Origin of the sequence: Brackiella oedipodis DSM 13743, assembly GCF_000621025.1 — a bacterium.
GTDB classification, from domain to species: domain Bacteria; phylum Pseudomonadota; class Gammaproteobacteria; order Burkholderiales; family Burkholderiaceae_B; genus Oligella; species Oligella oedipodis.
The window spans coordinates 419,490-443,472 of sequence record NZ_KK211205.1; the positions used below are offsets into that span (position 1 = coordinate 419,490).

General features: G+C 46.3%; 19 protein-coding genes and 1 tRNA gene. 15 read left to right on the forward strand and 5 right to left on the reverse strand.

Translation table 11 applies throughout. The features are described from left to right. Positions 1–6: 6 nt before the first annotated feature. From murG to lpxC, 7 genes are all read left to right on the forward strand, one after another. The gene (gene murG, locus Q335_RS09385) at positions 7–1,086 is read left to right on the forward strand and encodes an undecaprenyldiphospho-muramoylpentapeptide beta-N-acetylglucosaminyltransferase (RefSeq protein ID WP_051532316.1); all 1,080 of its coding nucleotides are present in this window, start codon (positions 7–9) and stop codon (positions 1,084–1,086) included. Then, positions 1,076–2,485: a UDP-N-acetylmuramate--L-alanine ligase gene (gene murC / locus Q335_RS0105285; RefSeq protein ID WP_028357740.1), complete on the forward strand. Its 1,410-nt coding sequence runs from the start codon at positions 1,076–1,078 to the stop codon at positions 2,483–2,485. The genes murG and murC overlap by 11 nt, the downstream gene beginning before the upstream one ends. Then, positions 2,482–3,441, forward strand: coding sequence for a D-alanine--D-alanine ligase (locus Q335_RS0105290; RefSeq protein WP_028357741.1), 960 nt, complete (start codon positions 2,482–2,484; stop codon positions 3,439–3,441). Before murC ends, Q335_RS0105290 begins: the two co-directional genes overlap by 4 nt. Positions 3,442–3,444: 3 nt before the next feature. Next, positions 3,445–4,245 carry a cell division protein FtsQ/DivIB gene (locus Q335_RS0105295; protein ID WP_245588285.1) on the forward strand — a complete coding sequence of 267 codons (801 nt, stop codon included), beginning with the start codon at positions 3,445–3,447 and terminating at the stop codon, positions 4,243–4,245. After that, complete coding sequence (gene ftsA / locus Q335_RS0105300; RefSeq protein ID WP_028357743.1) at positions 4,242–5,468, forward strand: cell division protein FtsA; 1,227 nt, start codon at positions 4,242–4,244, stop codon at positions 5,466–5,468. The genes Q335_RS0105295 and ftsA overlap by 4 nt, the downstream gene beginning before the upstream one ends. Positions 5,469–5,744: 276 nt before the next feature. Beyond that, positions 5,745–7,022: a cell division protein FtsZ gene (ftsZ, locus tag Q335_RS0105305; RefSeq protein WP_051532317.1), complete on the forward strand. Its 1,278-nt coding sequence runs from the start codon at positions 5,745–5,747 to the stop codon at positions 7,020–7,022. A gap of 262 nt (positions 7,023–7,284) precedes the next feature. Then, positions 7,285–8,217, forward strand: coding sequence for a UDP-3-O-acyl-N-acetylglucosamine deacetylase (gene lpxC / locus Q335_RS0105310; protein WP_028357745.1), 933 nt, complete (start codon positions 7,285–7,287; stop codon positions 8,215–8,217). A 247-nt stretch (positions 8,218–8,464) separates the two neighbouring features. On the opposite strand, the gene Q335_RS0105315 is transcribed toward lpxC, so the two are convergent. Next, on the reverse strand, positions 8,465–8,971 hold the full coding sequence (locus tag Q335_RS0105315) for a DciA family protein (RefSeq protein WP_028357746.1): 507 nt from the start codon (positions 8,969–8,971) through the stop codon (positions 8,465–8,467). A 13-nt stretch (positions 8,972–8,984) separates the two neighbouring features. Here Q335_RS0105315 and Q335_RS10025 point away from each other — a divergent pair, with 13 nt between their 5' ends. Both Q335_RS10025 and secA read left to right on the forward strand, forming a co-directional pair. After that, positions 8,985–10,007, forward strand: coding sequence for a M23 family metallopeptidase (locus tag Q335_RS10025; protein ID WP_051532318.1), 1,023 nt, complete (start codon positions 8,985–8,987; stop codon positions 10,005–10,007). Positions 10,008–10,110: 103 nt separating this feature from the next. Next, positions 10,111–12,879 carry a preprotein translocase subunit SecA gene (gene secA, locus Q335_RS0105325; RefSeq protein ID WP_028357747.1) on the forward strand — a complete coding sequence of 923 codons (2,769 nt, stop codon included), beginning with the start codon at positions 10,111–10,113 and terminating at the stop codon, positions 12,877–12,879. 107 nt (positions 12,880–12,986) lie between these two features. Here secA and mgtE read toward each other — a convergent pair whose 3' ends face one another. Then, complete coding sequence (gene mgtE / locus Q335_RS0105330) at positions 12,987–14,471, reverse strand: magnesium transporter (protein WP_028357748.1); 1,485 nt, start codon at positions 14,469–14,471, stop codon at positions 12,987–12,989. Between the two features lie 218 nt (positions 14,472–14,689). On the opposite strand from mgtE, the gene Q335_RS0105335 reads away from it, so the two are divergent. From Q335_RS0105335 to Q335_RS0105350, 4 genes are all read left to right on the forward strand, one after another. Next, entirely contained in the window at positions 14,690–16,570 is a 1,881-nt protein-coding gene (locus Q335_RS0105335; protein WP_028357749.1) for an FAD-dependent oxidoreductase, read from the forward strand. Positions 16,571–16,800: 230 nt separating this feature from the next. After that, positions 16,801–18,966 (forward strand): TIM-barrel domain-containing protein, encoded by a 2,166-nt coding sequence (locus Q335_RS0105340; protein WP_028357750.1) that lies wholly within the window; start codon positions 16,801–16,803, stop codon positions 18,964–18,966. A 26-nt stretch (positions 18,967–18,992) separates the two neighbouring features. After that, positions 18,993–19,856, forward strand: a complete 864-nt coding sequence (locus Q335_RS0105345) for a polysaccharide deacetylase family protein (protein WP_028357751.1) — start codon at positions 18,993–18,995, stop codon at positions 19,854–19,856. Positions 19,857–19,881: 25 nt separating this feature from the next. After that, positions 19,882–20,277 carry a surface-adhesin E family protein gene (locus tag Q335_RS0105350; RefSeq protein ID WP_028357752.1) on the forward strand — a complete coding sequence of 132 codons (396 nt, stop codon included), beginning with the start codon at positions 19,882–19,884 and terminating at the stop codon, positions 20,275–20,277. Positions 20,278–20,307: 30 nt separating this feature from the next. On the opposite strand, the gene Q335_RS10030 is transcribed toward Q335_RS0105350, so the two are convergent. Both Q335_RS10030 and Q335_RS0105360 read right to left on the reverse strand, forming a co-directional pair. Continuing rightward, positions 20,308–20,775: a hypothetical protein gene (locus tag Q335_RS10030; RefSeq protein WP_051532319.1), complete on the reverse strand. Its 468-nt coding sequence runs from the start codon at positions 20,773–20,775 to the stop codon at positions 20,308–20,310. A gap of 428 nt (positions 20,776–21,203) precedes the next feature. Continuing rightward, positions 21,204–21,279 (reverse strand) — tRNA-Lys (locus Q335_RS0105360). 772 nt (positions 21,280–22,051) lie between these two features. Here Q335_RS0105360 and Q335_RS09400 point away from each other — a divergent pair. Both Q335_RS09400 and Q335_RS0105370 read left to right on the forward strand, forming a co-directional pair. Further along, a complete protein-coding gene (locus Q335_RS09400; protein WP_084493549.1) occupies positions 22,052–22,780 on the forward strand; it encodes an AzlC family ABC transporter permease in 729 nt (242 codons plus the stop codon). Further along, on the forward strand, positions 22,777–23,103 hold the full coding sequence (locus Q335_RS0105370) for an AzlD domain-containing protein (protein WP_028357753.1): 327 nt from the start codon (positions 22,777–22,779) through the stop codon (positions 23,101–23,103). Before Q335_RS09400 ends, Q335_RS0105370 begins: the two co-directional genes overlap by 4 nt. 67 nt (positions 23,104–23,170) lie before the next feature. Here Q335_RS0105370 and Q335_RS0105375 read toward each other — a convergent pair whose 3' ends face one another. Continuing rightward, on the reverse strand, positions 23,171–23,983 hold the full coding sequence (locus tag Q335_RS0105375; protein ID WP_028357754.1) for a thiazole synthase: 813 nt from the start codon (positions 23,981–23,983) through the stop codon (positions 23,171–23,173).

The following is a 23,983-nucleotide window of genomic DNA, read 5'->3' on the forward strand; positions in this document are numbered from 1 at the left end:
ACAATTATGAAAACTCCAACACTAATGATTATGGCGGGTGGCACAGGTGGCCATATTATGCCGGGTTTAGCCGTTGCCGAAGTATTAAGTCAAAAAGGTTGGCGCATTGTCTGGTTAGGTAATCCAGAGCGCATGGAAGGGCGTTTGGTGCCTGAGCATGGCATTGAATTGCAAGCCTTACATTTCTCGGGGCTACGTGGTAAAGGCATGAAGGCTTTGTTAAAATTGCCGCTTAATTTATGGCGGGCCTGCAAAGAAGCCAATCAAGCCTTTAAAAAAACTCAGCCCGATGTGGTATTGGGTATGGGAGGATACGTCAGTGTGCCAGGAGGCATTGTGGCGCGACTCAAAGGCAAACCCATGTTGATTCACGAGCAAAATGCGGTAGCGGGTACGGCCAATAAGTTTTTGGCTAAACTCGCTAAGCAAAGCTTGTGCGGGTTTCCTAATGCCCTTAAAGGCGCGCAACTTGTTGGTAATCCGGTGCGCCAGGCTTTTTTGCAGCAAGCGAGTACAGAACAACGTCTCAGTAGCAGAACCGGCCCTTTACGTGTCATGGTCGTTGGTGGTAGTTTAGGCGCTAAAGCCCTTAACGATGTGATGCCGCAAGCCATGGCAGCGCTGGCACCAGAGCAGCGACCGTTGTTGACCCATCAAGCAGGTGAGCAGCATATTGACAATCTCAAACAAAGCTATCAAGTGCGAGGGGTCGAAGCCAATTGCATGGCATTTATCAAAGACATGGCGCAGGCCATGGCACAAGTTGACTTAATCATTTGCCGAGCAGGTGCCATGACGGTTGCTGAAGTGGCCGCACTGGGTGTGCCTGCTTTGTTTGTGCCACTGCCAGGTGCGATTGATGATCACCAAACAGCCAATGCTCGTTGGCTCGCCGATGCCGGTGCCGCCAAAATCCTTAAACAATCAGAATTTACGCCCACAAACGTCAGTCGATTTTTACAAGAATGCAATCGTCAAACACTGATAGCCATGGGCACGAAAGCGCGACAAATGGCCGTATTAAATGCGGCAGAGAGCATCGCGGCTCGTTGCGCTGACTATCTTGGAAGTACGCATGAAACATAGAGTCAAACATATACATTTTGTTGGTATCGGTGGGTCAGGAATGAGTGGCATCGCCGAAATTTTATTGAATTTGGGCTACAAAATTACCGGTTCAGACCTGAATGACTCAGCTGTGACTCGCCGTTTAGAGCAGCTCGGCGCCACGGTTTATCATAGCCATGAAGGCGCCAATGTAGGTGCCGCCGACGCGGTGGTGGTTTCGACCGCGATTACGGGCAACAATCCTGAAGTTCTATATGCTCGCGCGCATGGCATTGCGGTAGTGCCACGAGCGATGATGCTGGCCGAGTTGATGCGCCTAAAACAAGGCATAGCGGTGGCCGGGACGCATGGCAAAACCACGACCACTAGCTTGACCGCTAGTATTTTGGCGGCGGCAGATCTGGATCCCACTTTTGTCATCGGCGGTAAGCTCAATTCCGCAGGGGCCAATGCTTACTTGGGTAAAGGCGATTTTATCGTGGTTGAAGCCGATGAGTCTGACGCTTCCTTTCTCAATTTATTACCCGTCATTGCAGTCGTGACCAATATCGATATGGATCATATGGATACTTATGGTCACGAAGAAGCTCGCTTGCGTTCAGCCTTTGTGCAGTTCGTCCAGCGTCTACCGTTTTATGGTAGCGCTATCTTGTGTTCTGATTGCCCGAATGTCTCGACCATTATTCCATTTATCTCACGGCCAGTCCTGACATACGGCTTCAAAGACAGCGATAATATTCAAGCGATCAACATCAAAAATAACGGCACGCGCATGCATTTTGATGTCAAACGCAATCTTGGTCATCGCAAAGACTGCAGCACGCTATCGATTACCTTGAATATGCCAGGGCGACACAATGTGCTCAATGCCTTAGCGGCGATTGCCGTGGCCACCGAATTGGACGTCAGCGATCAAGCGATTATTTCTGCCCTTGAAAAATTCAATGGTGTGGGTCGACGCTTTAGCTACGTGGGTGATTTTGAGGTGCCCGCTAAACAGCAAGGTGGCAAATTCACCGTGATCGATGATTATGGCCATCATCCCGTCGAAATGGCGGCTACCATTGCAGCCGCTCGTGGCGCTTGGCCAGATCGTCGTTTGGTACTGGCCTTTCAACCGCATCGCTACACGCGCACTCGCGATTGCTTTGTGAGTTTTGTCAATGTCCTAAGTAGTGTCGATGAAGTCCTACTAACCGATGTTTATAGCGCCGGTGAGGCGCCGATTAGCGGTGCGACAGGTGCTGATTTATGTCAAGCCCTACAAGAACATGGCAAATTGACCCCTGTTTTTACCCCCAAAATCGATGATTTGCCCAACACTATTTTAAATTTTGTCAAAGACGGAGATGTCGTGCTGGTGATGGGGGCGGGTTCCATCAGCAAAGTACCAGCAAAAATTCAGGAGATGGCATGAGCGTAAATAGCAAGGATTTTGGTAAGGTCGGTGTACTGTATGGCGGCTTTTCTTCCGAGCGCAGTGTCTCCGAGAGCTCTGGCAAAAATGTGTATGAGGCGCTGAAGTCGGCGGGTGTTGACGCCCATTTATTTGATCTGGGTAAACAAGATCTGAATGATTTAAGTGCGCAGCAATTTGAGCGAGTCATCAATGTACTCCATGGTGTCTTGGGTGAAGACGGCAGTGTCCAAGGCGCGCTAGAGGTCATGCGCCTGCCTTATACGGGCAGTGGGGTTATGGCATCGGCCATCGCTATGGACAAAATCATGACCAAGCGCATCATGCAAGAACAAGGGATCCCGACCCCTAAGTTTCATATTGTCAAAACCGCAGCCGATTTGCAGCAAGCCGCCGATAGCCTCGGTTACCCCATGATTCTGAAACCGCCTCACGAAGGCTCGACCTTAGGCCTAACCAAAATCCACAACGCTGATGAGTTGGCCGAGGCTTTACAAACGGCCAAAGCCTTTGAAAGCACTTTGTTAGCAGAAGAATGTATTATCGGACGTGAACTGACGGTAGCGGTGTTAGGCAAAGACGAGCAAGCCAAGGCCTTGCCAGTGATAGAAATTATTGCGCCAGAGGGTAATTACGACTTTGCCAATAAATACATATCTAACGATACGCAATATATTTGTCCTGCTGAAATTAGTGAGGATTTGCGCCAAACCTTACAAGACTATAGCGAACGCCTCTACAAAAGCATTGGTTGCGAAGGCTGGGGGCGTGTCGATGTGATGTTAGATCAAAAGCAACAGCCTTATGTGCTAGAAATCAATACCAATCCAGGGATGACGGGGCACTCCTTGGTACCCATGGCCGCTAAAGCCGCGGGCATGAGTTATGTTGATCTTTGTTTAAAAATATTATCGCAGGCGTCGTGTAAAATAAATATCACGATACCCAAAGGATAGATCTTGAAAGGTTTAAGTTATACACTGGCACGGCAAATCGCCTTAATTACGGGGCCTATGTTAATCATGGCCTTATTGTTTTGTCTTGCCATTTTGCTTAACTACGTCATCCATCTGCCGTATTTCAATATTACTGGTGTCGCTATACAGCCCAAACAAGGCGATAAATTAAGCTATGTCTCACCAGCTACCATTCATGCCACCTTGTCGGGTCGCATTAATGGCAATTTTTTTACGCTGGATCTGCCAGAGGTGCAACAATTACTGCAAACGTCACCTTGGGTTCGTAAAGCCGACATTACCCGTTTATGGCCCAATAGTCTTTTAATCAAAATTGAAGAGCATGAACCTTTTGCCTTATGGAACGATAATGCCATGATCAATACGTGGGGCGAAGTCTTTGTGGCTAATCGTGGTCAATATGAGGCCGAGGATCAACTTCCTCAGTTTTATGGCCCCGAAGGTTCCGAGCATTTAGTGGTTCAGCGTTATGCTGAGCTGGTTCGCTGGTTAGCTCCACTTAAACTCAGTATCAAGAGCCTCTCGCTGAATGAACGCTATGCCTGGAGCATAGAACTGAGCAATGACACACGCTTAATTCTCGGCCGCGACCCTGGCGCGGAGACGGCTAATCCCTACGACAGTATGGGGGCGGGCACCTTTGCTTCTACGATTGAACGCTTTGTTCGCTCTTGGCCAGCTTTATTAAAAAGAGTACAAGGAAAGCATATAAAACAAGTAGACCTTCGTTATACTAAAGGTTTTGCTATAACTTTAGCTACTTCGGATAGTGAGAAAAAATGAGTCGAGACTTTGTTAAAAAAATTATTGTTGGTTTAGATATTGGCAGCAGTAAAGTTGCTGCTATCGTTGCTGAAAGTTTGCCCGAAGAGGATCAGTTTGAGGTTATAGGTTACGGCTGCGTGCCGTCCAATGGGATTCGCAGAGGAGTTGTCGTCAATATTGATCACACGGTCGAATCTATCCAAAATGCCTTGCACGAAGCCGAGCTTTTTGCCAGTTGTAATATTCGCGAAGTTTTTACCGGTATTGGTGGCGCTCATATCAGTAGCTTTAACTCCAGTGGCGTAGCAGCGGTTGCCGACAGAAAAGAAGTCTGCGAAGCGGATATTGAGCGCGTGCGCACGACGGCACAAACTGTGCACACCCCCGCTGAGCACGATATTTTGCACGTCATTACCCAACATTACACCCTCGACAACCAAGAAGGCATTATCCAGCCTAAGGGCATGGCCGGTACACGTCTGGAGGTGCAGGTGCATATTGTCACAGGCTCTCATAGTGCCGTCCAAAACATCATCAAATGTGTTCGTCGTTGCGGTCTCGAAGTCTCAGAGTTGATCTTACAACCCTTGGCTGACAGTCAAGTCTGCTTAACCCCAGAAGAGAAAGAACTAGGGGTGTGCTTAATTGATATTGGCAGTGGCACGACAGGGATGGCTATTTATGATGGCGGTACCGTACGCTATACCTCAATTATGGAAATGGGGGGGCAACAACTGACTTCAGATATTGCCAGTATGCTAAGAGTGCCTACCAACGTGGCCGAAGATATTAAGTTGCAGTATGGTGCGGCTTTTTGCGAATTAGTCGATGGCGAAGAAACCTTCGAAATTCCTGGTTTGAGTGAAAGAGGGCCACGTATCATGAAACGTGGTGAGTTAGCCGATATCATCCAAAAAGGTGTCGAAGAAATCCTGATTGAGGTCAATAACCATTTAATCCAGTCTGGCTATCGTGACAAAATCAAATCTATTGTCATTACGGGCGGCAGTGCTTTATTGCCAGGCATTGTGGAATTGGCTGAAGCATGCTTTCGTACCCCCACCCGAATTGGACGTCCAATCTATCATGGTGCCTTATCAGATTTAGTCACAGATCCGAAATTTTCTACCGCCATGGGCTTAGTTCGCGAAGCGCGTTTGCAACTCAATATCCAAGATTCAGGTAGGGTTAAGCAAGGTATATTTGGCTACCTTAAGAACCTATTTCAATCATTGTTTTAAGAATCAAGATAGCTACACCTTAAACTTAAAGTAATTTCTTAAGAGTGACTATAAAATAGATTATCTTTATATTCTAAATGATTGATTTTTTTAATGAAATTATTTGTAAATTGGCTTGTAAGTTGCGACGGTTTTAAGGCATAATACGTACAACGAACTAGGATTTTTTATTGAGAGTCAATTCAAACACAAAGACGAGTTTTACGCTGGCTTTATGTTTGAGTTGTATTCTCAAAAATAGCTATTTTTCATTTTTGGGGCAAAAGGAGTCAGAGCATGGTAGCAGAATTAGGTTTTAATGTAGAAGATGATTTAGGTTTTAATGTGGAAGAAAATGCATCCCGCAAAGCCGTCATCAAAGTGATTGGTGTTGGCGGCGCTGGGGGCAATGCCGTTAACCACATGATCAACAGAAACATTAAAGGGGTAGAGTGTATTAGTGCCAATACCGATGCACAAGCCTTAGAAAACTCCTCTGCTCACTTCAAAATCAGACTTGGCGAATCAGGCTTAGGTGCGGGCACCAAACCTGAAAAAGGTCGTGAAGCCGCCGAAGCTTCTCGCGAACAAATTCGCGCCGCCCTCAATGGTGCTGACATGCTCTTTATTACTGCTGGTATGGGCGGTGGTACCGGTACTGGTGCGAGCCCTATCGTGGCTGAAGTCGCGCGTGAATTAGGCATTCTTACCGTGGGCGTGGTAACCAAACCATTTAGCTACGAAGTAGGTCGCCACAAACGCAATGCCGAAGAAGGCATCGCTGAATTGTCCAAACATGTAAATGCCTTGATTGTTATCCTTAACGATAACATCGCCGAACTTGTTGGCGAAGATGCTACGCAACTCCAATGTTTAGCGGCAGCCGATGAGGTTCTCTATAATGCTTGTGCAGGTATCTCAGAAATCGTAAACGTCGCGGGTCTAATTAACGTCGACTTTGAAGATGTACGCACCATTATGAGCTTCAAAGGTCAGGCGCTTATGGGTACGGCGACCGTTTCTGGCGAAAATCGTGCCGAAAAAGTCGCAGAACAAGCCATTGCTTGCCCATTACTAGAAGGTGTCAACCTCAGCGCTGCAGGTGGTTTATTGGTCAACATTACCGGTCACCCTGATAATCTTTCTAATAAAGAAATTAGAACCATTATCAACATTATCAGTAGTCAGGCTCAAGTCAGCTCAGATGCCGAAGCCTTTGTACATGGTGTGGTTCTTGATGAATCAATGGGTGATGCTATTCGTGTGACGGTATTGGCCAGCGGTTTAAGTGCGGCTCGTCCAGAAGTGGTTGTTGATAATACCCGTCAAGAACAATTAGCAACGGGTACTGATCATGTCAGTTCTGGCCCATTCCGTTCTGAAGCTGCTCGTCAAGCATTCAATCCATTCTCTTCGCCACGTTCAGGGGCAAGCCGCCTCAATACGGGTTACGGTATGAGAGCGCCTGCACCACGTAATAATTTTACGAGCTCATCTTTTGGTGCTACGTCATCCTCAGCTTCAGAGTCGAGCGATGTTGATGTGCCAGCGTTTTTACAGCGTCAAGCCAACTAATTATCTAGGATCACATCCTTAATTAGCTTGTGTGACTGCAAGCATGCGCTTAATCCTTAGCACTTATTGAATAGTGCTAAGGATTTTGCTGTATCAAGTTGCAGAATAACGGTTGAATTACGGTGTTGGACGTCGATGCGTTGTAAAGTAGTTGTATGAATCAACGACCCAACAATATGAAAAATTGTCATACAAACCATAAAATCGACTTGTGGAAATGATGACTCACGTATAATAGCAATAGTTGACGTAGGGAATAATAATGTTAAAACAACGCACTATTAAACAAATCGTAAAGACTACGGGCGTCGGCTTGCACTCCGGCAAGCGTGTTGAGATTACCTTCCGGCCCGCAGAAGCCAATACGGGTATTATTTTTCATCGCACCGACACTCCAGAAACCATTAGCTTTCCAGCCCTAGCTGACAAGGTAGGTAATACTCAGCTAGCGTCAGTGCTTGTCAATGGTTCACATCGTGTATCCACAGTTGAGCATATTATGTCGGCGTTAGCTGGTTTGGGTATCGATAATTTACATATTGATCTTACGGCCGAAGAAGTGCCTATCATGGATGGTAGCGCAGGTACCTTTATTTACTTATTGCGCTCTGCCGGCATTGTCGAACTCAAAGCCCCTAAGTATTTCATTGAAGTCACCAAACCGGTTGAAGTTAAACTCGGTGAGGGTCCCCAAGCCAAATGGGCTCGCCTCGAACCTTACAAGGGATTTGCCTTGGCATTTTCAATTGATTTCCAGCATCCCGCGATTAATTCGACCGCTAATTTTGCCGAAATCGATTTTGGTAAGGATTCATACATTAAGGACATTGCCCGGGCCCGTACCTTTGGCTTTGCTTCTGATGTAGAGGCTTTACGTTCTATCGGTCTAGCCCGTGGTGGTAGTCTAGACAACTCTATCGTGCTAGACGAATATCGCATTCTTAACGCCGAGGGTCTGCGCTATGATGATGAGTTTGTCAAACACAAGATCCTAGATGCGATTGGTGATTTGTATTTGGCAGGCAAGCCCTTATTGGCTCGTTATGTGGCGTGCAGGTCTGGTCACGATCTTAATAACCGCTTGGTGCGTGAATTATATGCGCAACCCGATGCATGGCGCATTGTCACTTTCGAAAATGAACAAACCCACGCTCAGGGCGCAGAGGGGTTTAGTGTAGACTGGCGTCTTGCCTAGTTGGCATCAGACTATTGTTATAGCTATATTTTGGTAGCTTAGCCGATGTCGTTTTAATGTCGTTTTAAATTGTGCATTTTATTGGGCTGGACTAACAATTAATTCTAAAGTGTATAGTCCAGCTTCGATTTGTTTAGCGTGTTGCGCGTTTCATCGCGCTGACCTATAAGTGGCCACATGAGTCACTCAACCTTGTTATTTACGGTTGTTTATTCTAGTACTCATCTTTGAGTATCTTCATTCTTCTCTACTGCCAACGTTCAAGCAAACGAGCGATATGATCCGCAAGTGGACCGGGCTTTAGTTGTTTTTGTAAGGCTTCACAGGCGGCTTTGGCGCCCCCTGAAGGGGCTGACTGACTCAGCCTTTTAGTTGAAGAGGCGGCAACAGCCGAATCGGGTGTTAGCTTTTTGTCTGCATGACGACTTAGCGAATCGTTTTCTTGTTTTAATACTTTAACCTGTATGTTCGTGATGCTGTGTTGCTTGTCTTGATAGTGACGCAATAGCGACGGCAGCAGGTGCTGTATTTTGGCGGCACAGGCTTGAGAGCTTGTGGCCACATAAAGTGTTTGTTGTTCGACTTTTAGGATTTGGCATTGCTTGGCAAGACGAGCGCCTAGGACCGCTTCAAGGTCTTTACTGAGGGCTATATTTTGTTGGACTTGCTGGAGCAAATGGGCCTGTTTGGGGTGTTGTCCCAACCATTCAGTCACCGTCCTAAAAGACGATTGTTTTTGGTCTGAATTAAACATAAAAAGAGGATGTATGTTGCCAAAAAATAAGGTGCCTGATGCGCAACATCGCACCAAAACTCATAAAATTTGGCGTTTTAATTTGGTGATTTTGAGTCTAGGTTTGGCAGTGCTAGGCGGCATGTTGCTTGAACGCTATTGGGGTGCTAGCAGCACCGTAAAACTGCAAGAACACGCGGATACTCATAGTGTATTACAAAACCAAAACGAGCAGGAACTCATCAGCCAACATTTAACTGAGTTATCGCGTCGCACGGCCGAACTGAACGTGCAAGCCCAAAAATTAGAACGTCTGAGCACACTCATGGCTGATAAATTGCCCATGATTCATGAGGAACTCAGTAAGGCGCAATTGCTCCCTTCAGAGATTACTGATAATGAGCAAAAACCCGATGAAGAGGGCTTTGAGAACGCTAATGACGAGACTAAAGACGCGGACTCGGCCGAAAAAATTGGCCATGATTTAGATGTACTTAAGAACAAGCTGTCTTTACAACAGGATCGTTTCAATATTCTTGAAGTCATCATTAATAATAGCGATGTGAATATGCAGCGCTTGCCAACCGCATATCCTGTCAGTATGTTGCAAGCTCGAGTCTCTTCGCCGTTTGGTTATCGTTATCACCCCATCTTAGGCACTTATAAATTGCATACGGGCGTAGATTTGGCCTTGAGCTATGGTAGTCCCGTGCAGGCCTCTAGTGGTGGACTTGTGGTGTTTGCGGGGACCAAAACTGGTTATGGGCGTGTCATCGATATCGATCATGGCAATCAGATTGTGACGCGCTACGCCCATTTGTCCAAGATCACCGTCAAAGAGGGAGATATTGTTAGCAAACAACAATTGATTGGCAATGTCGGCACGTCTGGTTATGCCACAGGACCGCATTTGCATTATGAAATCCGTATCAATGACGTGCCGGTGAATCCTTTTTTGGTCATGGGCAAGGATTATCGCCAATATGTGGCTAGTCATTTACCGATGCTGGAGCGCATCAAGGCCTTGACGAATTCGAACAAGAATCAGATCAATTAGACGTTAAATAAGCCAAAGCGCGTATTGATAGGTTAAAATCAAAAATTAACTTGCAATGGTTGTCACAACAAGTTTTATTGACGAATCCAGACATAAGTAAGACATGAAATCTATTTTAAAAAAAATAATTGGTAGCCGTAACGATCGTTTACTAAAGCAATACCGAAGAATTGTTAACAAAATCAATAAGCTCGAGCCTGAGATGCAAGCGTTAAACGATGCAGACTTACGCTCAAAAACCGCAGAATTTAAGGATCGCATCGAAAAAGGTGAAAGCCTAGATAATTTATTGCCAGAAGCCTTTGCTGTGGTGCGAGAAGCGGCTCAACGTGTCTTGGGGATGCGCCATTTTGATGTGCAATTAATTGGTGGTATTGTCTTACATTGTGGCAAAATTGCCGAAATGCGCACGGGTGAGGGTAAGACACTCATGAGTACCTTACCGGTTTACCTAAATGCCTTATCCGGCAAGGGTGTGCATGTGGTCACGGTCAACGAATACTTAGCCGCACGCGATGCTCGCAATAACGGTCGACTCTATGAGTTTTTGGGCTTAACCACGGGGGTTGTGAACTCCAATCAATCCAATCCCGAAAAAATCCAAGCCTATCAAGCCGATATTACATACGGGACGAATAATGAATTCGGCTTTGATTATTTGCGCGATAATATGGAGTTTAGAGTCGAGGATCGCCGCCAACGAGGCCTCAATTACGCCATTGTGGACGAAGTTGACTCTATTTTGATTGACGAAGCACGCACACCACTGATTATTTCTGGTCAAGCCGAAGACAACACCGATTTATATCGTGTGATGAATCAAGTGCCACCTTTACTCACCAAAATGGCGGGTGAACCACGCCAAGGCGAACCAGAACCTGAAGGTGATTTCTGGCTCGACGAAAAAGCCCAACAAGTGTATTTGTCAGAGGCAGGACATGAACATGCCGAAGAGATTTTGCGTAAATTACAGATTCTCCCCGAAGATCAATCACTTTACGATCCTCGTAATATCTCCTTGATGCATCATCTTATCGTGGCCTTGCGTGCCCACAATTTGTTCCACAAAGATCAGCATTATGTGATCCAGAACAATGAAGTCGTGATCGTCGATGAATTCACGGGTCGATTTATGGTGGGTCGACGTTGGTCAGATGGTTTGCATCAAGCCGTCGAGGCCAAAGAAGGGGTACCTATCCAAAACGAAAATCAAACCTTGGCCTCTATTACGTTCCAGAACTACTTCCGGATGTATGACAAACTGGCAGGTATGACAGGTACAGCCGATACCGAGGCGTACGAGTTCCAGGATATTTATGGCCTTGAAACCGTGATTATCCCGACCAATCTACCTATGATTCGTCTCGATCAAAACGATCAGATCTTTAAGGATGATGAGCAAAAATACGCAGCCATTGTCAAAGATATTCGTGATTGTTACGAGCGTGGTCAGCCTGTGCTTGTGGGTACCACTAGCATTGAAAACTCAGAGGTGCTTTCCGCCTTACTCAAAAAAGAAAAACTACCGCACGATGTACTGAATGCTAAGCAACACGAACGCGAGGCTCAAATCGTTGCCGAAACCGGTAAACCTGGCAAAATCACTATCGCTACCAATATGGCGGGCCGGGGTACGGATATCGTATTAGGCGGTAGCATAGAAAAACCAATTAACGAGGTGTATGCCGATCCTAATCTAAGTAACGAAGAGCGCCAACAAAAAATTGCCGCTATCCGCGAGGCCTGGAAACCTATCAATCAACAAGTCAAAGACGTGGGTGGTTTGCGGATTATTGGTACAGAGCGTCATGAATCTCGTCGTATCGATAATCAGCTACGAGGTCGTGCCGGACGTCAAGGGGACCCTGGTTCTTCACGTTTTTATTTAAGCTTAGATGACTCGCTCATGCGAATTTTTGCGGGCGATCGTATTCGTACGATTATGGACCGTTTAGGTGCGGATGGCGAACCGATTGAGGCTCGTCTCGTCTCACGCTCGATTGAATCTGCACAACGCAAGGTAGAAAGTCGCAACTTTGATATTCGTAAGCAATTGCTCGAGTACGACAATGTCGCGAATGATCAACGCAAAGTGCTCTATAGCATGCGTAATGAAGTACTCGAAGAGGCTTCTATCAGCGATATGGTCAAGGGCTTGCGTTACGATAGTCTCACCGTCTTTGTTCGGCAATATGTTCCCGCTGACTCTATGGAAGAGCAATGGCAATTAGAGTCTCTCGAAAATGCCCTTAAGAGTGAATTTAATCTCAGCATTGATTTACGCCAAAAAGTCGCCGCCAACGATGAAATGGATGATGAAGACATTCTCAAAGAGGTGTTGCAAGTCGCCGAGGATACGATCCGCGACAAAATCCATTTAGTGGGTAAAGACAGCTGGAATCAGTTCGAGCGTTCGGTCGTTCTGGATCGGATTGACCGTTGTTGGCGTGAACATTTAGCCAGCCTCGATCATTTACGTCAAGGTATTCACTTGCGTGGCTATGCCCAAAAAGATCCAAAACAAGAGTACAAAAAAGAAGCGTTTTATTTGTTTTCCCATATGTTGGATCGGATTCGCGATGAAGTGGTCAAAATCCTGCTAACCGTTCAAGTGCAAAGTGCCGAACAAGTAGAAGAGGCCGCCGAAGCCACTAATCAAGCCAATTCGACCGATGCGAATTTAGACAATATGCAATTGCATCATTCCGAGGGCTATGAAGAAGCACTGGCCTCCGCTGATATCCACGAGAATGGCGATGTCTCCGCTGGTGGTATAACGGTTAAGAATATGATGCGTCATGTCGGCCGTAATGATCCTTGCCCTTGCGGTAGCGGCAAAAAATACAAGCATTGCCATGGTAAATTAAGCTAAAGCCGCCTTCCTCGTCACAAAAAAGCCCAATATCTCGTGTTGATATTGGGCTTTTTGCTTAAGGTATACAGTGCCTAGTTAGGCGATAGGCAGCTAACTGAGCCAGACTACAATAAAAATACTTGGGCTAGCCCCAAGAAAATAAAGAAGCCTAATGAATCTGTGACAAAAGTGAGCATCACGGAGGAACCGAGGGCAGGGTCTTTGTCAAATTTCGCTCTGACGACAGGAATAATCACACCAATCGTGGCGCCAATAAGCATGTTCATGACCATGGCGACGGCCATAACGAGGGCGATTTTGAGGGAATGCGATATATACCATGCAAACCCCGCAGCAATTAAGCTACCGCCGATGCCCACTAAGATGGTGACAATAAATTCACGCGTTAAAATGGCTTTGGCGTTATGCGTATTGACCCGTCCTACGGCAATGGCACGAATTACCATGGTCATGGTTTGATTGCCAGAGTTGCCTCCAATCCCGGCCACAATCGACATTAAGAAGGCGAGAATAACGATTTTTTCTACAGTACCTTCAAATTGTGAAGCAATCAGAGAGGCCGTAGACGCCGTAATTAAGTTGACAATCAACCAAGGTGCTCGGTTGCGAATAGCCTTGCTAACTGGCAAGAACACGTCATCTTCTTGCAAACCCGCACGGGATAAATCACGTTCACGCGAGTCCTCGTGAATAACGTCCACGATATCGTCAATCGTGACGCGACCGATCAAGCGACTTTGTTGATCAATCACGGGTGCTGATACCAAGTCATAGCGCTCGAACGCCGAAGCGGCTTCGGCATCATCGTCTTCGGCATCTAGACACAAATAATTGGTCTCCATGACGTCTTTGACCATGGTTTCTTCATCGTTGACTAGAATCGTCGAGAGCGCTAAGGTGCCTCGCAAAATGTCCTGACGATCCACCACAAACAGTTGGTCGGTATGCGCTGGCAGTTCTTCAAGACGGCGCAAATAACGGGCCACCACCTCGAGCGTGATATCTTCGCGGACACGCACCATCTCGAAGTCCATGATCGAGCCCACAGTACCTTCTGGGTAGCCCATGGCGGCCAAGAGTTGATTGCGCTCTTCATCACTTAAGCCTTTTTGTACCTCGGCCACAATTTCTGGTGGTAAATCCGGGGCCAAATCGGCTAATTCGTCGGCGTCGAGATCTTCGGTAGCCGCCAAGAGATCATCGAAGTTCATCGAAGCAATCAGCTCTTCACGGACCCAATCTTCGACTTCTAGGAGAATATCACCATCGTATTGGGCATTGACTAAATTCCAAATACGATGCCGGTTTTCTGAGCGCAGGGATTCCAGAATAAACGCAATATCGGCTGGATGCAGGCCTTCAAGAACATTGCTGAGTTCTAAATTATATTGCTGTGTCAGCGCTAAACGCTTCGCTTTGCTAAGCGAGCCATGCTTATTTTCTAGGCGCTCTTCTTTGTTCTCTTGACGCCTGAGAATATTCTCGATCTTTTCTAAGGCATGTTGGGCGTCTTCGGGATCCAAGCGCTTAGGCATGGAGCGCGCATCTACTTTCGTCTTGGTGTTGTTGTTTTCAGTAGAATCATTCATAGTCTTTACCAGTTTGTGTTTAATCAACCCGATGGTAAATCAGGACCAGCGCATATTGTGAGCGATATGCTTAAGACAAGCGGGTGAATTCGTAACTAGCCGCTATTATACATGGTGATAGTTGTTTTTATATGACAGTTTTAATACGGATTGTCTATTGACAGCAAAAGCCTGTGCGGCTGGCTTACGAAAGCAAAACAAAGGTATAGAATAGGGGCATGTTAAGCCCCCTTATTGCCCAAAATATAGACTCTGCCATTTGTTTGAATACTACACTGGTCATCCGCCAAGTGCAGTTCCAATCGTGTCGGCAATTGCTATGCCAAGCTCTAGAGGCGTATAGCCAGAGCGCCGCCAGCAAAACAGCCCATAATATTCTGATTGAAAGTGATGCGGGTCTGCTGCTATTACCTATACTTTTGCAATGGCATGAACAACAGGTAAAGGCCCAGGATCTTCATATTATGTTGGCGCTCGAACAAGCGCCCGGCAATGAGTTTTGGCAGCCATTCTGTGAGTTTTTAAGTCAGACCTGCCCGTCACTATTACCTGTGGGATGTGAATTGCAACGTCGCTGGGCCTTAGCCTTGCCTGGTGTACAGCGTTTAGATCGTCTGTGTCAGCCTAATCATGCGCTGGGTACAGCACGTCGACAAAGTATTACCGTGGCCTATGTCGAGCCTCAAAGCATGCAAAAGCAGTGGTTGGCTAATGTCGATGTCTATGTGCGTTGGCAATGGCAGGCCGAGACTGCCATTGTGCCGCTCTACCTCAAAAAAGCACGGCAACAAAGCGCATTAATTTCTAACATAGACGCTGATGGTCAAGCGCTAGCGCTGTTGCAAAGTTCAGGACTGAAGCGACGTCAGCACCTGCGGTTTGAGTCCGGCGATTGGCAAGTGCATTGCCAACTTTTATACAGTTATCGACCGCCATTGTGTTTTAACAGTCAAGCGCAACATAAACAAATGGCCATTGTGGGTGGCGGCTTGGCCGCCGCAGGCATTGCCGATGCCATGGCCGAGCGAGGTTGGTCAGTGACTATTTATGATCCTGCTTATGCTGCCAATCCCGCTGCCATGCACGCCGGTCATACGGCTGCCGCCATGACACCTTTTATCAGTGCCGATGATGATCTGAAATCACGCTTGAGTCGCGCCGGCATAATGCGCGCGCATGCCTGCTGGAGTGAGTTGCCCGCCAGTATTATCAAACAAACGGGTACGCTTGAAATTAATCGACAACAGGGCTATGGCTTAGCACTGACGCAGATTATTCAGGACTCAAGTTTTCCTAAAGAATGGGTCAGGGTGCTCTCGAATACCGAGGCGCAAGCCCTATGTGGTATCGACTTACAACAAGCGGCAGTATATTGGCCCTATGCATGGCAAATCAACCCACAAGCGCTTATTAGCTATTTAACACAGCAGCCCGGTATACAGCGTTGTGCAGCCAAGGTGCTCAAGCTTTGTTTAAATCCGGATCAAAGCGTGCAGTTACAAAGTTCTGAAGGCTGCCGTACTTATGCTCAGGTGGTGCTTGCCGCTGCGCATCAAAGCCTGACGCTATTGCGTCATAGTGGTTTAGATCAAAACACAGCACAGCATAAAAAACGCCCTAATGCTAGCCAAGGCCAGAGCTTATTACCCAAAATCGCCGCTAGCCTGCATGTAGTGGGTGGCCAAATTATGTACGTACCCAAAGATGAGTGCTACACACAACTCAATATGAATATAGGCGCTGAGGGATATGTTTTACCGACAGATGCGCATTATGTGATTGGCAGTACATACGAGCGTGATCAACCCCAGGCACCGATTAGTGAGCAAGCGCAAGCCCTTTTACTGAAAAAAATGCCTCTGCTTAGATTCAAAACAACGCCGGTTTTGCCCTATCAGGGGTGGTCAGGTAGTCGCGCGATTGTGTGCGATCGCTTACCGGTGATTGCTCAAGTGTGTCAAGGGCTATGGATGGCCTCGGCTTATGGCTCTCATGGCTTGACCTGGAGTCGCTTGGCTGGCGACTTGCTGGCATCAGCCCTTGAGGATGAGCCTATCCCCTTAGAGCGGGATTTATGGCAGGCGATTGGCCTCAGGTAATTTAAACGTCGCCTCGGTGGCATCTTGAAGCAGGATATAGGCGTTTTTTGAGTGATTCTTAGGGCCTTATTTGCGCTATATCGAAAGATTTGTATAAAGCCCTAGATGGGCTTTATATTTTATATAAAATCAGTCAAAATAATAGCTTATAGCCGCTGGAAAGTCCTTGAGCGGCTCAGAGATATGTTTTATATAAGCCGCATTGCGCGGATGACAAGAACAAAGCCATTATGATTTTATTTGAGCAACTCCGAAGCCTTTCAAATCAATCTAATTTCATTGAGTTTCACACCAACCATCCAGATTATATTTTTAAGGTAGAAGCGAGTGCCCCTGGGGTGTTTCGATTACGTTGTGGTCTTAGCAAACACTTTGAGACACCCAGCTCACGTCAGAAATTATTGCAAGAGTTATTTTTGGCGCGTCCCGAAGCCATTGGAGAGTTACAACTCACCGAGCTTGAGCAGGCCTGGCAGATCGAGCAAGGCGAGTGTTGTCTACAAATTTCCAAAGATAACTTCGAGTTACGATTTCTCCTCAAAAATCGTCTAGTGCTCAGCACAGCCACACATTACGACAGTGCTTTTGCCTTTGATCAGGATCACTGGGCTTTGTTATTTAATCTGCAACCCCAAGAGCCTGTCTATGGCTTAGGGGCGACGGCACAGAATTTTAATCGCCGCACAGAGCAAATCGTCTCTGATGAGGCTCAATTTGAATATTTACCCTTGGCCTGGAGTCCACAGGGGTGGGGCGTATTTGTAAATAGCGCGGGTCGTAGCATCCATAGTGTGGGCACTCAAGAGGACACTAATAGCTATCAAATTCAGCTGCAAGATCAACAGCTAGACCTTTTTGTATTCGTCGGTGACGTTGCTGAGGTTTTTAATCAGTTCACGGCTTTAACGGGGCGCAGCGGTCAGCCAAGCTTTGCGGCCATGGGATTAGGTCTCAAACAGCTGCCACAACAAGAAGAATTTGAATTTATTGATTTAGCTGAGCAATGTCGTCAGCAAGGAATCCCTTTAGACACATTAGAGTTTGCCAACCCTTCACTCATCACTTTCCAAGCGGATCGCCTCCAATTGGAGTTTGATAGCAATCGCCTTGAAGATAACCCACGGCATTATTTTGATGACCTCAAGAATCAAGATTGGCACTGCGTCATTCCGACTTTTCCTGGTGTGTTGGCCGATACGCGATTATTCGAGGAACTCGAAGACCGTGCTTGGTTATTATTGGGACCCGACGGTTTAGCTTATCAATTTCCAGGTACGGCCGCTTCCGGCGGCAAGCCCTTTGGTTTACTTGATCTCACTTACAAAGATGCTCTGCAATTTTGGCGCGAACGCCATGAACAGTTATTTGAACAAGGTCAGAGTTGCCAGCTAAGTTTTGCGGATGTGCATATTCCCGACGAGGTTGAGAACCGTCAAGGGGAGAGTGGGGCGGTACTAAGAACCTTATATCCAATGCTCTTGGAGCAATCTTTATATCAGGCCCTCAGCGCCAAATCGACGCCGCCAGAGGCCTTGGTAAACCGCGATTTTGTCGCACCCATGACGCAGCGCACACCCTGGATTCAGCGTCCGCTCGCCAGTAATGATTGGCAAGGAATTAAGCAACTTTATCGTCAATTGCTTAGTCTCCAAGCCAGTGCTACTACGTGTGTCGTGCATGAGTTCGGCCATCTCCAAGGTGGCGCCTTTGCGTCAAAAACCTACTTACGTTTTCTGGCCTTTTCGGTGTTTAGCAGTAATTTTACGTTTATGGCCAAAGCTGAGCTCTTGCCTTTGCAACTTGATGAACAAAGCAGGGCATGTGCGCAAATGTGGTTGGCCTTGCGTTATCGCCTGATGCCTTATATTTTGGGGATTATCGAAGATAGCGTTCGTACCGGGTTACCTGTACAACGCATTATGGCGCTGGCCTTCCCAGAAGATGCTCAAGCAGCCGAGTTTGATGAGCAATATATGTTTGGTCCTGCCTTACTCGTCGCGCCCATTCTCGACGACTCAGACCAAAAGACTTTATATTTACCTGCTGGTTATGCGTGGTGGGATTTGAATACGGGTGAACGCTATGAGGGTGGCCAAGTTATCACTTATGAGTGCGATACCCAGACCCTACCCGTGTTTGGTCTTGAAGGGCATATGCTTAGTATTGGTCCTGATCTTAAGCATTTAGGCGAGTTCAATACCGCAAGGATGCTAGACGAAATATGGATGTTTGGCCGACCAAAACATAATCCAGCAGTGATGCGTAATAAGATCCGAGTCATGCAAATGCAAGGTTCGAGCTATATCAAAGGCCTAGAAGGCCTCAAAATCCTGACATCTGAGGGCTTAGAAGTCAAACGGCGCGGCGCCGAGGTTAGGATCTCACCAGAACGTTAGCCCTGTAGCTAACGGTAAGGAATATCATGAGCCAGATCGTCCCCGTTGTCATGTTTCATCATGTCAGTCCTGCAGGTGGCATGATTAATACCTCTCCACAGCATTTTGAGTCCCAACTAAAGGCGCTACAGCACGCGGGTTACCACACCTTAACGGGTCAGCAGTTTGCTGCTTTTTTAGCAGGCCAACCCGTGCCAGAGAAGTCGGTCTTGCTGACTTTTGATGATGGTTATCTGAATAATTGGGTGTATGCGCATCCTATATTACAAAAATACGGCATGCATGCCTTGCTGTTTTTGATTACTGATTTGATCGGTTCCGGAGAAGCACGACCCCATGCGGGGATGGCTAATGCCGTGCTGCCTCAAGCTTACGATCACAAAAGAAGTCAGCAGCTAATTCAAGATCATCAGGCTGATAAAGTCATGCTGCGTTGGTCCGAAGTTAAGGCCATGCAAGCCGCAGGCACGTTTGAGTTTCATAGCCATACCCATACTCATACACGTTGGGATAAACAGTTACCTGCTACCGAAAAGAACCAAAAAATGCAGTATGAATTGGCACAGTCACGTCAGTCTTTGCTACAGCATTTAGGGACCTGTAGTAATCAATTATGCTGGCCACAGGGTTACTTTGATGATGACTATGTGCAAATCGCTCAAGCGCATGGTTTTGAAATTCTGTATACAACGCAAGCCTTTGGTTTTAATAAGGCTTATATGGATCCGCGCTATATTTATCGTATTAGTGATAGGGATCGCCCTGGCTCATGGTTAATCAAGCGTTTATGGCTGGCACGGCAACCACTGATGGGTGGGCTTTATCATCGTTTCAAAGCGTTCAAAAAAAGCAAACGTAAAGCCCTGCGTCAATGGTTAAAACGTTCCTGAATTTTTATTGAATGAGGCTCTAAAAATGAAAAAAATAGTTGGACTCATTGCACTCACGGCTATATTGAGTGCATGTGGTAGTGAAGTTAATTGGAAATCCGTCGATGCAGACGGTCAAACCGATAGCTATATTGCGAATGTTGAGTATGACAAAGAGGGTAGCAGTGTCACTTTTGATCTGTTGACGGATTTTAAAGGTTCAGCACAAACGGTTAATGCTAAAGCTGGATCAGCTATTGCTAATATTACGCTCAATTGCCAAACCCAAATGGCCGTCACTCATCGCATCGATTTTTATAGTGAACATATGGGGCAGGGACGCATCACTAACAGCCGTGTAGGTTCGGCCAAGCAGGCCCAAAAACTAGATTTAAGTGATCCGAGTAATACCAACGCAAAACGCTTGTGTGATCGCCTCTAATCCCAAATAGCCGCCTCAGGGCGGCTTTTATTATGAGCTTTTTTCGGGAATCGTTATCGCCTCATCGGCTAAGCGCACATAGCGCTTAAAGTCAGCAGTGGCTTCTTCTTTAGTGGGCTGGCAACTACCAAAACCTGCACAATCTGGGTAAAAATCAATCCGATAGGAACCATCGGATTGGGCTTTTTTAGTGATTTTAACGGCGATGGCGGTTGAGTAAAAGGCAGGCGTAAAGGTCCTGATTTCATTATCGCTGACCGACTGTACTTTATAGGGCGAGTGCTTGGAGATCCACTGCTGAGCTCGCGACCAGTAACGCGTACATTGATAGTTTGAGTGGCAAACTAAGGGCTCAGTATCGGTGACGACTGTTTCCTTGTTTGGCGTATGTGAAGTGCAGGCACTCAACAGAGCCACCAGGGAACCAGCCAGTACTGGCGTGAAACTTGACTTGAATCGAGTCGCGGCAAAACGACAAGTAGAGGCCAATGCAGACATAGTTTTTCCTTAGGGTATGTAAAACACTGGTTTATTGTATGTCATGGCATCGCCTTCGTGGCGCTTGTCTAAGCGGCCATGATATTTTGTGAGTCCATTTAATCACATAGCCGTGCCAAAGGTAGCCAATCCCCATCTACTTTACGTCGTTAAGAGGTAGACACGATACAAAGAGTTCAAACGTCCCAAAAAGCTAGGGATGACGAGATGGGATCGCTCTAAGGGGCTTAGTGACCAGCACAGGCGCAGTCCACTAAATACTTTGCAGAGAAATATCCAAAATATTTAAATAAAAAGTGGAATTAAGAATAAGACAATAGAAGAATGAGGGAAAGTTAAGGGGAGAAGAAAAAGGATAGAGATATAAGAAGAAGTGTAAGAACTAGAGGCGGCTACAACCAGATAGGTCATAGACAAGGGGAAAAAAATGGTGGGCTGGCCGAGACTCGAACTCGGGACCAACGGATTAAAAGTCCGCTGCTCTACCAACTGAGCTACCAGCCCCCCGTAGAAAGATATAATTATGCAGCTTTTTTGAGACCTTGTCAACACCTTTTTTCAAATTAATTTAAAAAATATGCATGAATGTAAATAAGCAACGCTTGGATCACTGAGCCGTTGCCAAATTGATCGACGCAAAATTGCCGCCAAAAAACAGAGCATTTTTTTGGTGATCTACAACTTTTTTAAAAAATCAAGACCATGAATTTAGACGAATTTTTAGTGTATAAAATTTATCCAGTAGTAATTAAATCTAGGGAATATCAATAGCTTAGGGGCTTGATTACTGTTCTATGCACAAAGTTATTCACAGAAATTGTGCGTAACAAAGCTTGTGGATAAGTTCGTTAAGTCTTTAATAAACCCTTATAAAACAATAACTTATAATAATCTATAAATTTTTTTAAAATTATTTTTAGTTTAAAAAAGAATATTCAATAAAAGATACGCACAAAACCTGTGCAAAATTGTCAGAAGTCGCGCCAGACAGTGCTTTTGCCAGAAATTACTCACTTCTAATATTCTTTTAGCGATGAGCGCTGACATAAAAAACGTTGAGCTCAAGCCAGTTCAATTTCTCAAAAATTGCATTTTTAACCGCATAATCTGATAAATTTTGTAAAATTTTTGTTTACAAATTATTGCAAATTAAGGATCCTGGATCAGGACACTAAGACAGCATTTGCAGCATTGATACCACACCATAATAAGCTACAAGATTACAATGATGACCCGCCTAGGTCTGGGTGTCTGCCATGCTAAGTAGGGATGAGAAATGAGGAACAATTATTTTTTAGTAGGAATACGTAGTGCCATTCCAATCGTATTAGGGTATTTGCCGGTCGCTTTAACCTTTGGCATTAGTGGTGCGGGCTTAGGGATTAGCTTGCCTGAATTAAGTCTTATCTCATTGATAGTCTATTCGGGGGCGGGTCAATTTATGATCCTAAAAATGTATGGTGCCTTAAGTTCAATGGTGCTGCTAGTGACGCTATTGAATGCAAGACATTTATTCTACGGCCCTATATTGAGTCATGTGTTACCACCATCCACTAAACAACGCTTACTCATGGCGTTCTTTCTGACAGATGAAGTCTTTGCCACGGCTTTCTTAAAACTCAAAGAAGTGCCGCCTGCAGGCCGTTTTGCATGGTATATGGGTGTTGGTGTGACTGCTTGGTTAAGTTGGCAAATAGGGACCGTGACAGGCGTAGTATTGGGTGATCAATTACTGCAGCATTTCCCCCTTCTCAAAAACGTCTTAGTGTTTGCATTACCGTCTTTATTCGTGACCTTAACCGTCTTGTGTATTAATAAGTCTATGGCCTTAGCCTTAATCATTAGCAGTGTGGTTTGCCTCGTGGTCTTTTTCTATAGCCAACAATCGAGTTATGCGATTTTTGCTGGGGCGTTAAGCGCGCTATTGTGCTATAGACCCGCGCCGCAACCGGCCGCTGTGACGCTCCAGGATGAGGCGAGCGCACTACAAGGAGACGAGCGATGAATGGTTTTTTCTGGGCGATTCTTGCTTTAGCGATATTTACTTGGTTAATGCGCGCCGTACCTTTTATTATTTTGCATTTGACGGGCAAACAAATAAATTTTGCACAAGGCCGTCTGGCGGTGATGGGACCGGCTATCTTATTGTCCACGACGCTAGTGGTGATTTTTGATGATGTTAGTCATGCGCCTGATAATGCTAATGCCATCGCTTATTTGCTGACGGTCGCTCTGGTCATTGCCTGCGCTAAATGGTCCAAAAACATTGGTTTGAGCGTTTTAATCGGCTTAGTGTTTTATGGCATTTTACAGTTCTTTCTGAACTAAAAAAAGCGCCTTAGCCAGCGTACTCAAGGGGCTCGCTAAGGCGCTGTTGCTCAGGCAACACTTGTGCTTAGAGCATAAATGGGCGACCCGTCACTTGTGTGCTCGGCACGGCCATTTCTTGTTGGGCCATAACGCCCGAATGATAGGCTAGACGGCCAGCTTGAATCGCCAACTTAAAGGCTTCGGCCATGCGCACTGGATCATGCGACTGCGCCACGGCCGAATTCAAAAGCACCGCATCAAAGCCCATCTGCATGGCCAAGACCGCATGCATAGGGCTGCCAATCCCGGCATCAACCACTAAAGGAACCTCAGGTAAACGCGCCCGAAGGGTTTTGAGCGCATAGGTGTTGATCAAGCCTTGACCAGAGCCAATCGGTGCGCCCCAAGGCATTAAGATTTGGCAGCCAACGTCCAAGAGCCGATTACACGTGACTAAATCATCAGTGCAATACGGAAACACAAAAAAGCCTTGTTGGATCAATTCTCTAGCGGCTTCGACGAGCGCGAAGGGATCGGGTTGCAAAGTGTAATCATCACCGATGACCTCCAGCTTAATCCAATGGGTACCAAAAATTTCTCGCGCCATATTGGCTAGGGTGATGGCTTCGGTCGCGGTTTTACAACCAGCGGTATTGGGTAGGAGCTGGCGACCACTGGCTTTGAGCATGGCAAAAAATTGATTGTCCACGCCGTCAGTCGTGCTTTGGGTTAGGGGATTGGCCGAGCCTGGGAGAAACCGTTTGAGGCCTACGGTCACCACATCTGCCTGGGCAGCGTCGATGGCCTCTTGTAAAACCTTGGGAGAGGGATAAGTAGCGGTGCCCAAAAAGAAACGACTCTGAAGGGTTTTACCATCGATTTGTAATGTATCGGTCAT